This is a genomic window from Rhodococcus sp. BP-241 (genome assembly GCF_019836145.1).
Taxonomy (GTDB): Bacteria; Actinomycetota; Actinomycetes; order Mycobacteriales; family Mycobacteriaceae; genus Rhodococcoides.
Genome location: NZ_JABUEI010000007.1, coordinates 88,313 through 103,211 on the forward strand (window position 1 = coordinate 88,313; position 14,899 = coordinate 103,211).

12 protein-coding genes are annotated in these 14,899 nt (G+C 70.2%); 8 read left to right on the forward strand and 4 right to left on the reverse strand.

Translation table 11 applies throughout. The annotated features are described in order from the left end of the window. Positions 1–87 precede the first annotated feature (87 nt). The 7 genes from HQ308_RS15365 (at position 88) to HQ308_RS15395 (ending at position 10,302) form a co-directional block, all read left to right on the forward strand. The gene (locus tag HQ308_RS15365) at positions 88–1,560 is read left to right on the forward strand and encodes a nitrate/nitrite transporter (protein WP_373425225.1); all 1,473 of its coding nucleotides are present in this window, start codon (positions 88–90) and stop codon (positions 1,558–1,560) included. After that, complete coding sequence (locus HQ308_RS15370; RefSeq protein ID WP_222647039.1) at positions 1,557–3,722, forward strand: molybdopterin oxidoreductase family protein; 2,166 nt, start codon at positions 1,557–1,559, stop codon at positions 3,720–3,722. Before HQ308_RS15365 ends, HQ308_RS15370 begins: the two co-directional genes overlap by 4 nt. Next, positions 3,719–5,254, forward strand: a complete 1,536-nt coding sequence (locus HQ308_RS15375; protein WP_222647041.1) for an FAD-dependent oxidoreductase — start codon at positions 3,719–3,721, stop codon at positions 5,252–5,254. Before HQ308_RS15370 ends, HQ308_RS15375 begins: the two co-directional genes overlap by 4 nt. 47 nt (positions 5,255–5,301) lie before the next feature. Further along, positions 5,302–7,815: a nitrite reductase large subunit NirB gene (gene nirB / locus HQ308_RS15380; protein ID WP_222647043.1), complete on the forward strand. Its 2,514-nt coding sequence runs from the start codon at positions 5,302–5,304 to the stop codon at positions 7,813–7,815. Positions 7,816–7,916: 101 nt separating this feature from the next. Then, the gene (nirD, locus tag HQ308_RS15385; protein WP_051613601.1) at positions 7,917–8,372 is read left to right on the forward strand and encodes a nitrite reductase small subunit NirD; all 456 of its coding nucleotides are present in this window, start codon (positions 7,917–7,919) and stop codon (positions 8,370–8,372) included. Continuing rightward, the gene (locus tag HQ308_RS15390) at positions 8,372–9,577 is read left to right on the forward strand and encodes a uroporphyrinogen-III synthase (protein WP_222647113.1); all 1,206 of its coding nucleotides are present in this window, start codon (positions 8,372–8,374) and stop codon (positions 9,575–9,577) included. The genes nirD and HQ308_RS15390 overlap by 1 nt, the downstream gene beginning before the upstream one ends. Further along, entirely contained in the window at positions 9,574–10,302 is a 729-nt protein-coding gene (locus tag HQ308_RS15395; RefSeq protein WP_222647044.1) for a sirohydrochlorin chelatase, read from the forward strand. The genes HQ308_RS15390 and HQ308_RS15395 overlap by 4 nt, the downstream gene beginning before the upstream one ends. Here the strand turns inward: HQ308_RS15395 and HQ308_RS15400 are convergent. Beyond that, positions 10,244–12,040 (reverse strand): NTP transferase domain-containing protein, encoded by a 1,797-nt coding sequence (locus HQ308_RS15400; RefSeq protein ID WP_156380533.1) that lies wholly within the window; start codon positions 12,038–12,040, stop codon positions 10,244–10,246. The two genes, HQ308_RS15395 and HQ308_RS15400, sit on opposite strands and share 59 nt — an antisense overlap. 33 nt (positions 12,041–12,073) lie before the next feature. Next, positions 12,074–12,208, reverse strand: a complete 135-nt coding sequence (locus HQ308_RS22665; protein WP_261769634.1) for a hypothetical protein — start codon at positions 12,206–12,208, stop codon at positions 12,074–12,076. A 75-nt stretch (positions 12,209–12,283) separates the two neighbouring features. On the opposite strand from HQ308_RS22665, the gene HQ308_RS15405 reads away from it, so the two are divergent. Then, on the forward strand, positions 12,284–13,765 hold the full coding sequence (locus HQ308_RS15405; protein ID WP_056447838.1) for a PLP-dependent aminotransferase family protein: 1,482 nt from the start codon (positions 12,284–12,286) through the stop codon (positions 13,763–13,765). Between the two features lie 7 nt (positions 13,766–13,772). Here the strand turns inward: HQ308_RS15405 and HQ308_RS15410 are convergent, their stop codons facing one another. Both HQ308_RS15410 and HQ308_RS15415 read right to left on the reverse strand, forming a co-directional pair. Further along, a complete protein-coding gene (locus HQ308_RS15410; protein WP_027506835.1) occupies positions 13,773–14,075 on the reverse strand; it encodes an MGMT family protein in 303 nt (100 codons plus the stop codon). Next, positions 14,072–14,893: an alpha/beta fold hydrolase gene (locus HQ308_RS15415; protein ID WP_222627086.1), complete on the reverse strand. Its 822-nt coding sequence runs from the start codon at positions 14,891–14,893 to the stop codon at positions 14,072–14,074. Before HQ308_RS15415 ends, HQ308_RS15410 begins: the two co-directional genes overlap by 4 nt. Positions 14,894–14,899 lie beyond the last annotated feature (6 nt).

Here is a 14,899-nt window from a genome sequence, read left to right on the forward strand (position 1 = left end):
CAAGTTCACGCACGGGTCACAGCGTGCAGCGCCCCCGCAACATGGTTTTCCTATCTTTGGGCTTCCCCAGAGATCAGGAGGCCACTCGTGACCAGCTTGTCGGATACCGGCGCTGCCACGGCGCCCACCGGTGCCCCCGGTGCAGTCGCTCGTAAGCACCACATCACGAACTGGGACGCGGAGGACGTCGAGGCCTGGGAGGCCGGCGGCAAGCACATCGCCCGCCGCAACCTGATCTGGTCCGTCGTCGCGGAGCACGTCGGCTTCTCCATCTGGTCCATCTGGTCCGTGATGGTGCTCTTCATGCCGATGGCGCAGTACGGCATCGACCCGGCCGGGAAGTTCTTCCTGGTGGCCGTGCCGACATTGGTCGGTGCCATCCTGCGGATCCCGTACACGTTCGCCACCGCGAAGTTCGGCGGCCGTAACTGGACGATCTTCAGCGCCCTCGTCCTGCTGATCCCGACCGTGCTGACGCTGTACTTCATGATGAATCCCGCCTCGTACACGACGTATCTCGTCGTGGCCGCGTTCGCGGGACTGGGCGGCGGCAACTTCGCCTCCTCGATGACCAACATCAACGCCTTCTATCCCCAGCGTGAGAAGGGGTGGGCTCTCGGACTGAATGCAGGCGGCGGCAACATCGGTGTCCCCGTCATCCAACTCATCGGGCTCCTCGTCATCGCGACGGTGGGCAACACCGCACCCGAGATCGTGTGCGCCGTCTACCTCGTCCTGATCGCGGTCGCCGCCGTCGGCGCGGCCCTGTACATGGACAACCTGGACAACCAGAAGACCAACGGCCGCTCCATGATCGACGTGCTGCGCTTCTCCGACTCGTGGTGGATCGCGTTCCTCTACATCGGCACGTTCGGGTCGTTCATCGGCTACAGCTTCGCGTTCGGGCAGATCCTGCAGATCAACTTCCTCGCCGGTCTGGCCGACGGGGGTGCGGTCACCCCGGCCATGCAGGCACAGGCCTCCCTGCACGCCGCTCAGATCGCGTTCATCGGCCCGCTCCTCGGTTCCCTGTCCCGACCGATCGGCGGCAAGTTCGCCGACCGCGTCGGCGGCGGCCGCATCACGATGTACACCTTCGTCGCGATGATCTTCTCCGCCGGCATCCTGGTCGCGACGTCGATGACGGACGACGCCACGGCAGGAGCGGCGACCGGATCGATGATGGTGTTCTACGTCGTCGGCTTCATCCTGCTGTTCGTGCTCTCGGGGCTCGGTAACGGCTCCGTCTACAAGATGATTCCGGCGATCTTCGCGTCGAAGTCGACGTTGCTGGTGGGGATGTCGGCCACCGAGCAGGCCGCGTGGTCCCGCCGGATGTCCGGTGCGCTCATCGGTATCGCCGGTGCGATCGGCGCGCTCGGTGGAGTGGGCATCAACCTGGTCCTGCGCGCGTCGTACTCGGGCGCGGAGAAGTCGGCGACGTCCGCCTTCTGGGTCTTCCTCGTCTTCTACGTCCTCTGCGCCGCGGCCACGTGGGCCGTGTACCTCCGCCGATCCGGCGCGCGTACCGCGAACGAGCAGGACGTGGTCACCGTATGACCGTCGCTGCATCCGTGCCGGAGACCCTTCGGCCACCGACTAACCGAGCAGGAACGGCGACGCACTGCCCGTACTGCGGGTTGCAGTGCGCGATGACCGTCACCGGCACGGATGCAGCGAGCGCCGGGATCGAGGCCCGCCAGTTCCCGACCAACAAGGGTGGTCTCTGCCAGAAGGGGTGGACCGCCGCCGAGGTGCTGCGAGTGCCCGGCAGGCTCACCACACCACTGGTGCGTGTCGACGGGGAACTCGTCCCGACGACCTGGGACGCCGCACTCGACGCGGTGGCCACGACGCTTCGACGCGTCCGGGCCGAGCACGGCGCCGACGCGGTCGGGATCTTCGGGGCGGGCGGGCTGACCAACGAGAAGTCCTACATGCTCGGCAAGTTCGCCCGTGTCGCGCTGGGCACGTCGAACATCGACTACAACGGGCGGTTCTGCATGTCGTCGGCCGCGGCCGCCGGCAACAAGTCGTTCGGAATCGACCGAGGACTGCCGTTCCCGTTGGCGGACATCGGTTCCGCGCGGGCCGTGCTGGTGCTGGGCGGCAACGTCGCGGAGACGATGCCCCCCTTCGTGCAGCATCTCCGGACCGCCGCCGACGCGGGCGGGCTCATCGTCGCCGACCCACGGCGCACCGCGACGGTGGACCGGGCGCTGTCCGCCGGCGGAGTGCACCTGCAACTGTCGCCGGGCACCGACCTGGCCCTCGCACTGGGCCTGGTGCACCTGGCAGTGGTCGAGGGGTACGCCGATCGCGACTACATCGACTCACGCACCGAGGGTTTCGACGAGTTCTGGACGGCGGCGGCGCAGTGGTGGCCGGAGCGGACCGAGCGCGTCACCGGCGTTCCCGTCGCTCGCCTGCGGGAGACGGTGCGGTTGCTGGCGCAGTCACGGGACGCGGGTACGGGCGCCTACGTGCTCACCGCCCGTGGCGCCGAACAGCACGCGTCCGGAACCGACACGGTCTCGGCCGTCATCGGACTCTCTCTCGTGCTGGGGCTGTGCGGACGACACGGAACCGGATACGGCTGCATCACCGGCCAGGGCAACGGACAGGGCGGACGCGAGCACGGGCAGAAGGCGGACCAGCTTCCCGGATACCGCAAGATCACCGATCCCGCAGCGCGTGAACACATCTCCGCCCTCTGGGGTATCGAGGAGTCCGCACTCCCGGGTGCGGGACTGAGCGCCTATGAACTGCTCGACGCCCTCGGCACTCCCGGTGGTCCCCGCGCGCTCATGGTGCACGGCTCGAACATCGCCGTCTCGGCCCCGCGGGCCGGTCACGTCGTCGATCGGCTCGCCTCACTCGAGATGCTCGTCGTCACCGATTTCGTGCTCTCCGAGACTGCCGCGATGGCCGACGTGGTGCTGCCGACGCTGCAGTGGGCCGAGGAGGAGGGCACCATGACCTCCCTCGAGGGCCGCATCCTGCGCCGGCGCAGGGCCGTGGACGCTCCCGAGGGCGCGCGCGGGGAGCTCGACATCCTCGCCGATCTCGCCGTTCGCCTGGGCCAGCCCGCCGACCGCTTCCCCCGCGACGCACGGACGGTGTTCGAGGAGTTGCGCCGAGCGTCCCGCGGTGGCATCGCCGACTACTCGGGCGTGACCTACGAGCGTCTCGACGCCGGGGAGGCGCTGCACTGGCCGGTACCGTCGGAGACGCACGGCGGCACACCGAGACTGTTCCTGGATCGTTTCGAGACACCCACCGGGCGAGCGCGTTTCGTCACGGTCGACCAGGTCGGGCCCGCAGAACCCACCGACGCCGACTTTCCTCTCCTCGCGACGACGGGGCGGGTGCTCACGCACTACCAGTCCGGTGCGCAGACCCGGCGCGTGCCGTCCCTGTCGGAGGCGGCAGGCCCGATGTTCGTCCAGGTCCACCCGGACACCGCCGGTCGCGCGGGGCTCGAGGACGGCGACGACGCGGACGTCGTCTCGCGCCGCGGAACGGTCGTCGCCCGCGTGCGGTGCGACGCGTCGATGCGGCTCGACACGGTGTTCCTGCCGTTCCACTTCGCCGATGCGGCGCGCGCCAACCTCGTGACCAACCCGGCACTCGATCCCACCAGCCGGATGCCCGAGTTCAAGGTCTGCGCGGTGCGCATCGCCGCGCACCTGGTCGGCGCGACGGACGGGGAGACGGCATGAGTGCACCTCATCGCGTCGTCGTGGTCGGGAACGGCCTCGCCGGTGCCCGGTTGCAGGAGGAGATCCACCGACGCGACGCGGATGCGGCCCGCGTCCAGGTGGTGGTCTACGGCGACGAGAATCACGCCGCGTACAACCGCATCCTGCTCTCCAACGTGGTCGCCGGGCACCTGACCCCGAGGGACACTCGAATCAAGCCCGAGAACTGGTGCGAGCGCAACGGTCTGGAGACGCACATCGGGGTCGCGGTCACGTCGATCGATCGCGAGCGGCGCACGATCACGCGCTCGGACGGGTCCACGGACACCTACGACACGCTCGTCCTCGCCACCGGCTCGCGGTCCTTCCTGCCGCCCGCGCCCGGCATGACCGACGCCGACGGTCACCCCGCGGACGGTGTGGTGGCGTTCCGCACTCTCGCCGACTGCGACGCCATCACCGCAGCAACGGGACCCGGTTCCCGCGTCGTCGTGATCGGCGCCGGGCTTCTCGGCATCGAAGCCGCACGCGGCGCCCTCATGCGCGGATCGGACGTCACCATCGTCCACCCCCGCGCGTATCCGATGGAGAAGCAGATGGACGCCGGTGGCGGCGCCGTGCTGACCCGAGTGTTGCGAGAGCTGGGGATGGACGTGGCGCTGGGCGCTCGGGCCGAGGCTCTGCGTACCGCGCCCGACGGCACGCGCGAACTCGTGTTGTCCGACGGCAGCGCGTTGCCCGCCGACCTGGTCGTCGTCGCGGCCGGGATCCGTCCGAACATCGACCTCGCCGTCGCGGCCGGGCTCGACGTCGACCGCGCTGTCGTCGTCGACGACGACCTGCGCACCTCCGACCCGCACATCCGCGCGATCGGCGAGTGCGCCCAGCACCGCGGTGAGGTCTACGGCCTGGTCCAGCCCGCCTGGGAAATGGCCGGGGTGGTCGCGGACCAGCTGTGCGGCAGCGCGTCCCGCGCCGAGTACCACGGCACCGCGCAGATCACCCGCCTCAAGGCGCACGACGTCGACCTCGCCTCGATGGGCGAGATCGACGTCGACCCGAACGACATCGAGTCCGAGGTCCTGGTCATGAGCGACCCCACCCGCGGCCGGTACGCGAAGGTCGTCGTCCGCAAGGACCGCCTGGTCGGCGCGGTGATGCTCGGCAACCCGGAAGTCGTCGGAACGCTCAGCCAGTACTTCGACGGCGGATCGCTGGTCCCCGTCGACCGTATGACCCTGCTGCTCGGGCACCTCGTCGGTGGCCCCACCGAGAGCGCCAACCCGTCGACCATGCCCGACGCAGCCGTGATCTGCCGCTGTAACACCGTCACCAAGAAGCACTTGGTCAGCGCGTGGCGCGGCGGTGCCCACACCCCCGAGGCCATGGCCGAGAAGACCCGCGCCACCACCGGTTGCGGTAGCTGCGTGGGCGTCGTCGACGGCCTTTGCGACTGGCTGCACCGAGCGGATCCCGTCCCCGACAACGACCGGCCTCCGGCCTTCCCGGTCCCCGACAACGGCCGGCCTCCGGCCTTCCCGGTCACCGCATGACCGACCCGAGTCACACCACCCGTTCACCGTTTCCCGAGGAGATTGTCATGACCGACCAGACCGCTCACCGCACAGCCGTGGTGGTGGGACACGGAATGGTGGGCCACCGGTTCGTCGAGGCGCTGCGTGCACGCGACACGGCCGGCGAGTGGTCCGTCACCGTCCTCTGCGAGGAGGCCCTCCCCGCCTACGACCGCGTCGGGCTCTCGTCCTACGTCGGCGCCTGGGACCACAAGGAACTCGCGTTGGCGGGCAACGACTATGTCGGGGACACCGCGGTGACCCTGCGTACCGGCGTGCGGGCCGAGTCGATCGACCGCGACGCTCGGGTGGTCACCACCTCGGACGGTGCGGTGGTGCCGTACGACGCGCTGGTCATGGCCACGGGGTCCTACCCGTTCGTCCCCCCCATCGCGGGGCACGACCTCGATCGCTGCTTCGTCTATCGCACGATCGACGACCTGGATCGTATCCGCACCTGCGCCGACGCGGCCGGCCCCGGCGCAGTGGGAGTGGTCGTCGGCGGCGGCCTGCTCGGTCTCGAGGCCGCGAACGCCCTGAAGCAGATGGGCATGACGCCGCACGTGGTGGAATTCGCGCCGCGACTGATGCCGCTGCAGGTCGACGAGGGCGGCGGTGCGGTCCTGGCGAAGCTCGTCACCGAGCTCGGTGTCACCGTCCACGCCGGTGTCGGCACCTCGGCCATCGCCGAGAACGATCACGGCATCGACGTCACTCTGGCGGACGGCAGCGTCATCGATGCCGCCCTTCTGGTGTTCTCGGCGGGTGTCCGCCCGCAGGACGCTCTCGCCCGCACCAGCGGCCTCCCGGTCGGCGAGCGTGGTGGCATACTCACCGACATCGGTTGCCGTACCGAGGATCCCGCGATCTACGCCATCGGCGAGTGTGCGGCCATCGAGGGCCGGTGCTACGGTCTCGTCGCTCCGGGGTACTCCAGCGCGGAGGTCGTCGCCGATCGGCTCGTCGGCGGTACCGCCGAGTTCCCGGGCGCGGACCTCTCGACCAAGCTCAAACTGCTCGGTGTGGACGTCGCCAGTTTCGGAGACGCGATGGGCGCCACCGAGGGCGCACTCGAGGTGGTGCTCAACGATGCCGCGAAGGGCACCTACGCCAAGCTCGTGCTGTCGGACGACGCGAGGACTCTGCTCGGCGGCATCCTCGTGGGGGACGCGTCGGCGTACGCGACGCTGCGCCCGCTCGTCGGCCGCGAACTCCCGGGCGATCCGGCTGCACTGATCTCGCCGAGCGGCGAGAAGCTCGGCGCCGGAGCGCTTCCCGACGATGCCGAGGTGTGCTCGTGCAACGGTGTGGACAAGGGGACCATCTGCTCGGCCATCGCTGCGGGCGCCTGCGACATCGCCTCGGTCAAGTCCTGCACCGACGCCGGCACCACGTGCGGTGGCTGTCTCCCCACGATCAAGCAGTTGCTCGCCGCGTCGGGCGTGGTCATGTCGAAGGCCCTGTGCGAGCACTTCTCCCAGTCGAGGCGCGAGTTGTTCGAGATCGTCGCCGGCGCGGGCATCCGCACGTTCTCCGGTCTCGTCGCCGCTCACGGCCGCGGCGCCGGCTGCGACATCTGCAAGCCGGTCGTGGCCTCGATCCTGGCGTCCACGTCCTCGGAGCACATCCTCGACGGTGAGCAGGCTGCACTGCAGGACACCAACGATCACTTCCTCGCCAACATCCAGAAGAACGGCACCTACTCCGTCGTGCCGCGGATGCCGGGTGGGGAGTGCACTCCCGAACAATTGATCGTCATCGGTGAGGTGGCACGCGACTTCGGTCTGTACACCAAGGTGACGGGTGGTCAGCGCATCGACATGTTCGGCGCGCGCGTGGAGCAGCTCCCCGCCATCTGGAAGCGACTGGTCGACGCCGGCATGGAGTCGGGTCAGGCCTACGGGAAGTCGTTGCGCACCGTGAAGAGTTGCGTCGGGTCCACGTGGTGCCGCTACGGCGTGCAGGACTCCGTGGGCATGGCCGTCGACCTCGAGAAGCGCTACCGGGGTCTGCGGTCCCCGCACAAGATCAAGTTCGGTGTGTCCGGCTGCGCCCGCGAATGCGCCGAGGCGCGCGGCAAGGACGTCGGCATCATCGCCACCGAGAGTGGCTGGAACCTGTACGTCGGCGGCAACGGCGGGCAGTCGCCGAAGCACGCGCAACTCCTCGCGTCGGGGTTGGACGACACCACTCTCGTCCGGTACATCGACCGGTACCTCATGTTCTACGTGCGCACGGCGGACCGCCTGCAGCGCACGGCGCCGTGGGTCGAGAGTCTCGAGGGCGGACTCGACCACCTGCGCGCCGTCGTGTGCGAGGACAGCCTGGGTATCGCCGCGGACCTCGAGGCAGCGATGGCGTCGCACGTCGAGGGCTACAGGGACGAGTGGCGGGGTGTGTTGGAGGACGAGACCAAGCTCGCGCGCTTCGTCTCGTTCGTCAACGCCCCGGAGGAGTCCGACCCCACCGTCTCGTTCGACGAGTCCGGTGCCCGCAAGGTTCCGGTCCTGATGGGGATGCCGTCCGTTCCGGTCGGGTGAGTGGTCGGGAAGGCCGGAGGCCGGCCGAGATGTGGCCCGTCATGTCGCCGTAACGGCCGAGTAACACCAGCCCCGTAGAACTGTCCCCAGGGAGGACCACCATGACTGTCATCGACTCAGCACCTCGCCATTCCACGACCGTGACCAGCGGCGACACCGACGAGTGGATCACCGCGCTCGCACTCTCGGAACTCACTCCGGGTCGGGGAGTCGCCGTGTTGCTGCCCTCCGGGGCGCAGGTGGCGTTGTTCCGCACCGGCGACGAGGAGCTGTTCGCCGTGAGCAACATCGACCCCTTCGGACGGGCCGCCGTGATGTCGCGCGGACTGGTCGGGGACCGCGGCGGCGAGCCGACCGTCGCGTCGCCGTTGCTCAAGCAGGTATTCTCGCTGGTGGACGGCCGTTGCCTCGACGATCCGGACACGACCTTGGCGGTACACGAGGTCACCGTGATCGACGGCGTCGTCGCAGTGTCCGCCCAGCCCTCGGGCGCATCGACCCAGACCTCGGGCACATCCGTCCGGCCGAGAAGTGGAACGGAGACGACATCCCCGTGATCGATCAGCCGACCTCGTCCGACGCTCCCCTCGCGGGGTTCACCGTGGGCGTCACCGCGGCTCGACGCGCCGACGAACTGGCCTCGCTGCTGGTGCGGCGCGGAGCGAACGTGGTGCATGCCCCGGCGATCAGGATCATTCCGCTGTCGGACGATGCGGAGCTCGGTCGTCGTACCCACGAGATCATCGAGTTTCCGCCGGCTGTCACCGTGGCCACCACGGGCATCGGTTTCCGTGGCTGGATGGAGGCCGCCGACGGGTGGGGCGACGCCGAGGAGCTCACTCGGGCCCTCGAAGGCACCCGCATCCTGGCCCGTGGGCCGAAGGCCAAGGGAGCCATCCGTGCAGCAGGTCTGCGCGAGGAGTGGTCACCGGAGTCCGAGTCGTCCGCGGAGGTGCTGGAACATCTGTTGGCGGAGGGTGTGGACGGCGTCCGCGTCGCGGTGCAACTGCACGGCGCCACCACCGAGTGGGAGCCGGTTCCGGACTTCTGCGAGGTGCTGCGGGAGGCCGGCGCGACGGTCATCCCGGTTCCGGTCTACCGCTGGGTGCAACCCGACGACTCGGCACCGATGGACCGCATGATCGAGGCCGTACTGTGTGGTGACCTCGATGCGGTGACCTTCACCAGTGCCCCCGCCGTGGCCTCGATGTTGATGCGCGCCAAGGAGAACGGTGTGCTGGAACCGATGCTGCAGTCGTTCCGCGATCGGGTGCTCGCCGTGTGCGTCGGGCCCGTGACCTCCGCTCCGCTCGACGTACTGGGTGTTCCCACGACGGCGCCCGCGCGGGCGCGTGTCGGAGCTCTCGTGCGCCACGTCGCCGACGAACTTCCGCGTCGAGCGGGCATCGTCCGGGCCGGCGGTCACGAGTTGCGCGTTCTCGGCGCGTGCGTCGTCGTCGACGGCACACCCAAGGCTCTGTCACCCGCGGGCATGGCCGTGCTGAAGACTCTCGCTCGCCGTCCCGGACAGGTGGTCTCCCGCGAGGACCTGCTCGCCGCTCTGCCGGGTGGGGGCGGCGACACCCATGCCGTCGAGACGGCCATGGCGCGAGTGCGGTCCGCGCTCGGCGCACCCAGAGCGATCCAGACCGTCGTCAAGCGGGGATACCGCCTCGCCGTCGACGACAGCGCGGACGACCTGCTCGATGCCGTGTCGAGTGTTCCGGGCGGCGGCCTCGGCCGGACGGGGGAGGCGTCGTGAGCAATCCTCGACTGGTCCTCGTCGCGCACGGCACGCGCAACCCCGCCGGCGTCGAGGTGATCGCCGCGCTGGCCGACGCCGTGGCTCCGCACGTGGGCCCGGTGCGGGTCGCCTTCGTCGACGTGCTGGGACCCACTCCGTCGGAGGTTCTGCGCGATGTCGACGGTCCCGTCGTGGTCGTGCCCGCCTTCCTGGCCTCGGGCTATCACGTGCACGCGGACGTGCCCCGCGAAATCGCCGAGAGCGGTCACGACGACGTCCACGTCACCCGCGCACTGGGCCCGGATCTCGACCTCGCGCGGGTACTGCGTGACAGGCTCGAGCAGATCGGATGGACGACCGGCGATCGCATCGTCCTCGCCGCGGCGGGCTCCTCCGACGTGCGGGCCCTCGACGACGTGCACACCGCGGCGGATCAGCTCGCCGCCGTCACCGGATCGGCGGTCACCGTCGCCTACGTCGCCACGGGCGAGCCGCGCGCGGCGAACCTGGTCCCCACTCTGAAGGCCACTGGGGAGAAGGTCTTCGTCGCCTCGTACCTGTTGGCGCCCGGTCTCTTTCACACGAGGTTGCGGTCCGTTGGAGCGGACGGTGTCACCGAACCGCTGGGGCTGCACGGGGGAGTGGTGCAGCTGCTCGTCGATCGCTACCGTGAGGGTGTCGACGTCATCTCTGCGGCAGCGGCACGATCTCGACGGGAGCGCCCGGACTCCGGCCCGCAGTGACGACGGCGATGCCGTCACGGCCCACCAGCGCGGCGAGATGTGCTGTACGCACGGAGCTCTCGCACCGCCAGGTACCCGCACCGAGGTAGGACGCGGGCAGGGCTCGAGTGACGTCACCGGCATCGACCTCGGTGGCCAGTGTTCCGGTCAGCGGTATCGGGACGGACCGTCCGGTCAAGGCCGCGGCGATGGCGGGCCCGAGCAGCATCACCGTGGTGACGGCGGCATACGGATTGCCGGGAACACCCAGGACCACGCGATGATCAGGCAGCTCCGAGACGGAGGCGGAACCGCCGGGGCGACAGGCGAGTCCGTCGACGACACGGTGTGCTCCGGCACGTCGAAGTGCGTCGTCCAGTCGATCCGCGGCGCCGCCGCCGGTCGCGCCGATGATGACGACGACGTCCGGCGGTGCGGAGTCCGCACCGCCGTGGATCGCCGCGTCGAAGGCATCGTCGGTGTCGGCGCAGTGCGCGACGTCGGCGAGTGCGAACCCGCACGACCGTAGGTACGTCGGCATGACCGGCCCGATGGTGTCGCGGATGCGCCCGGCCACCGGCGCGGTGTCGTCGCCGATCTCGTCGCCCGTGAGAACGAGTCGGACGGTCGGGGCGGGGCGCGTCGACGCCCGGATCACGCCGGCAGAGAGCGCGGCCGACACGACGGCGGGGGAGATGACGGTGCCCGCCGGCGCGAGTTCGCTTCCGCCGTCCCAGTCCTCGGCGACACTGCGGGCGTCGTCGCGCACGGGTGCGCCGTCCGACCGGTGGAGCAGACCGTCGTCGTCGAGAACGACGAACTCGTCGCGTACCACGCCCGCCTCCGCCGGAACCGCTGCGCCGGTGGCGATGCGCACCGCGTGGCCGGTGTCGAGGACGACGTCGTCGGTGGCGCCGGCGACCACCACGGCGTCGTCGACGTGCCAGGGTCCGTCGCCGCGCACGGCGTAGCCGTCCATCGCGGACGTGACGAAGCTCGGAAACGGGCGTGCGGCGATCAGCGGCTCCGCGAGCGTGCCGCCGAGGCTGTCGGCCAGGGACGCGGTACGAGGTGTGATCGCGGTGAGTCTGCTCCCCACGAGGACGCGCGCCACCTCGACGGAGGGGCGTCTCGACGCGGTGCGGACGGCCGCGAGTTCGGTGGGCGTGTCCACGTCGTCGATGCCGGTGAGCGCCACGGTGCCCACGACGTCCGGCAGGGCGTCGCGGATGGACGGGCCGCGCTCGGCGTCCGCCGGACAGCGTGCGAGCGCGGCGGTGACGCCTCGAACGAGGGCGTCGCGACGCCAGGCGCCCACGAGGTACTGGGTGCGACCGGTCGAGTCGGTTCCGAACACTGCTTCGACTGTCGTGTCTCGCAGCAGTTCTCGCACGAGCAGTCGGAGTGCAGGCTCGGTGATGTACGGCAGGTCGGCGGACAGGGTCAACACGACGTCGTTCTCCCGCGGACCGTCACCGTCGTCGACGGTGACGGCCAGCCCGGCCGCCAACGCACGTACCGGGCCTCCGAACGGCGGGTCCTCGCGGGTGCGGCGGACACGCCTCGGTCCCGGCGGGTCGGCAGTCACGTCGTCCGGTCCGACGAGGACGGTGACGGTGCAGAACGACGTCGCTCCCAGCACCCGATCGACGAGGGTGACTCCGTCCACGAGCGCGGCAGGCTTGGTGGTTCCCTGCATTCGTGAGCTGCGTCCGCCGGCGAGTATCAGCGCGTCCGTGCGCGCTGTGCGTCCCGACATGTGATCCACAGTAGTGGAGGCGACGCGGCAGCCTCATCGACCGGTGGTGGACACGGGCCGACTGCGCGGTGGGCCCTCGAGAGAGTGGCGACCGCCTCCCGCGACGGCGACGGCGCCGAACCCGATGCTGAGAGTGGACAGGGCCAGAAGTGTTCCGATGACGATCATGGACAGAGTCTCGACCGGCGAGAGGCCTGATGGAGCAGTCCACTGGACTCGAGTGGACTGTGGCATAGTGGCGGCATGGCATCCACTCCCGCACGGCTGCGCGACGGGTTGTCGGCGCGCGCACTCGCCGCCGCGATCGACATGACCGCCGTCGCGCGGGACAGTCGGTCCCTGTATCTCGGACTCGCGCAGGAACTGCACCGTCTCGTCGAGGAAGGCGCGGTGGCCGCCGATGCCCGCCTGCCCGCAGAGCGCGTCCTCGCGTCGGTGCTGGGGGTCAGCCGGGTGACGGTCGCGTCGGCCTATCGCGAACTCCGTGAGCACGGCATCGCGGTGTCGGTGCACGGGGCGGGCACCTTCGTCGTTCCGCGCGGGGACAGTCAGCCGTGGGGCGGCATCCTGCGCGGCACCCAACCGGGCGTGCTCGAGTTCGTCAACGCCGCACCGCCGGCCTCGGCCCTGCTGGGACCCGCTTACGACGCTGCTGCCCGCGCGCTGAGCACGACGGGCCTGCACGTCGGCTACGTGCCCACCGGTGTGGGCCGACTGCGCGAGGCGATCGCCCGGTACTACTCCGCTCGCGGGCTCCCCACCAGCGCCGACCAGATTCTCGTGACCGCGGGCGCCAGCGATGCGTTGCACGCCGTGATCGACACCTTCGTCGAACAGGGCAATCGTGTGCTGACCGAGCACCCGACCTACCCGGGTGCCATCGACATGGTGCGAGCCGTGGGTGGCAAGTGTGTTCCGGTGGCCATCGATCCGGATGATCCCGACACGTTCGTGGAGAACATGGACAGGGCTGCGCGGCAACATGATCCGGTACTGGCCTACCTGATGCCCGACCACTCCAACCCGTCGGGAGCGGTGTTGCCCGAGACGTCCCGGCGTCGGCTCGCGGCCACGCTGCATCGGCACGCCGTGGTGACCGTGGTGGACGAGGCGTCGGCCGACCTCCGTCTCGACGGCGACGCCGACGTCGAGCCGTTCGGCGCACCGGTCCCGGACCGCGCCTGCATCACGGTCGGATCGTTGAGCAAGACCGTCTGGGGCGGGCTGCGGGTGGGGTGGGTGCGCGCGGACCCGGTGCACCTGGCGCGCGTGGCCACGACCTACGCGAGGCGGCAGCTCTCGGTGTCGATGATGGATCAGTACACGGCCGTGGAACTGTTCGGCGAGTACGACGCGGTGGTGACGCACCGCGCCGATCAGCTGCGGGCGGGTCGCGACGCGGCGATGGCGGCCGTGACGCGGTCGCTGCCGGGCTGGACCTTCCACCGGCCGCGCGGCGGACTGTCGCTGTGGTGCACATTGCCACCGGGTGTCCGGTCGACGGACCTGGTGGAATCGGCCCGCGGGCGCGGACTGCTGCTCGCCCCCGGGTCACGCTTCGGGACGGGATACGCCTTCGACGAGTGCCAACGCATCCCGTTCTCCCGCAGCCCCGAGGAGATCGAGGACGCGGTCGCCGTCCTGGCGGAACTGGTGGGAGCGGGAGTCGATGCCGGGCCCCGCGAGAGCGTTCCGTCGCACGCCGTCCCCGAAGCGATGGTCTGACACTCGATCAGGGCTCGTGGCGGTACCGGACCGAGGCCAGAGCGATGCGGCCGTCGACGGACGACACCCCCTCCTCGGCCAGCGCCGCGAGCTGACGTGTCACGAGGTGGGGAGCCGGGCGGCCGTCGGCACGGATGACCCGGTGCCACGGCAGATCGGAGGAGTCCGTCCGCATGATCCACGCGACGATGCGTGGGCTGGGCAGTCCGACGACCCGGGCGATGTCGCCGTACGTGGTGACACTGCCCGGGGGGACTGCGGCCACGACGGCGCGCACGGCCTCGACCTGTTCGTCGGTGATGCGGCTCACGACGTCGTCACGCGTCGGATCATCTCGTCGACCAGAGCGGCCGATTCGGGACCCTTCGCCTGCGGCACCATGTGGTCGCAGTCCAGGTCGACGATCCGCACGTCCGGCGACGAGCGGACGAGTGCGTCCCGGAACTCCGGTGTGAGGTACGGCGGGTCCACCCGCGCGGCGCGCACGACGGTGACCGGAATGTCACTGGGCGGCAGCACGAACGGGCGCGCGAGCTCGCCCCACGACGCGACGACGGCGGCCGTCGACGTCCGCCATCGCACTCGCCCGTCGTCGGTGTCCACCAGGTGTTCGGCGATCTCCTCGTCGACGAGAGCCGGGTGGACGTCGGACCACGCGCCGTGGAGCTTCTCCGAGCGTGCCTCCGCGGCATCGGTGTAGTCGTCGTACAGCACCGTCGACTGCGCCGTCTCCAGCATCGAGTCCGGCGACAGGCCGATGGCGGGATCGAGCAGCACCAGTCCCGCGACGAGCGACGGGAACGACCTCGCGAGATGGATCGCGAGCGCGCCCCCGTAGGAGTGGCCGACCACGACGACGGGCCCGGCCGAGTGGGCCCGTAGGACGTCGGCCAGCCGATCGACCTGGCGCTCGATCGACCACGGCGGAGTCCACGGTGCCCTGCCGTGACCCACCAGGTCCGGAGCGACGACGCGGGCCTCGGGCAGGTGCTCGCTCCACCGATGCCAGCGCCTGCCGTGGCCGGTCATGCCGTGGATCGCCAGGACCACCGGTCCGGACGCCGGGCCGTACACGGCGACGTCGTCGGCATCCGTCGTGGGGGCGGGGGATTCGGAGGTCGTCGGCATGGGGTC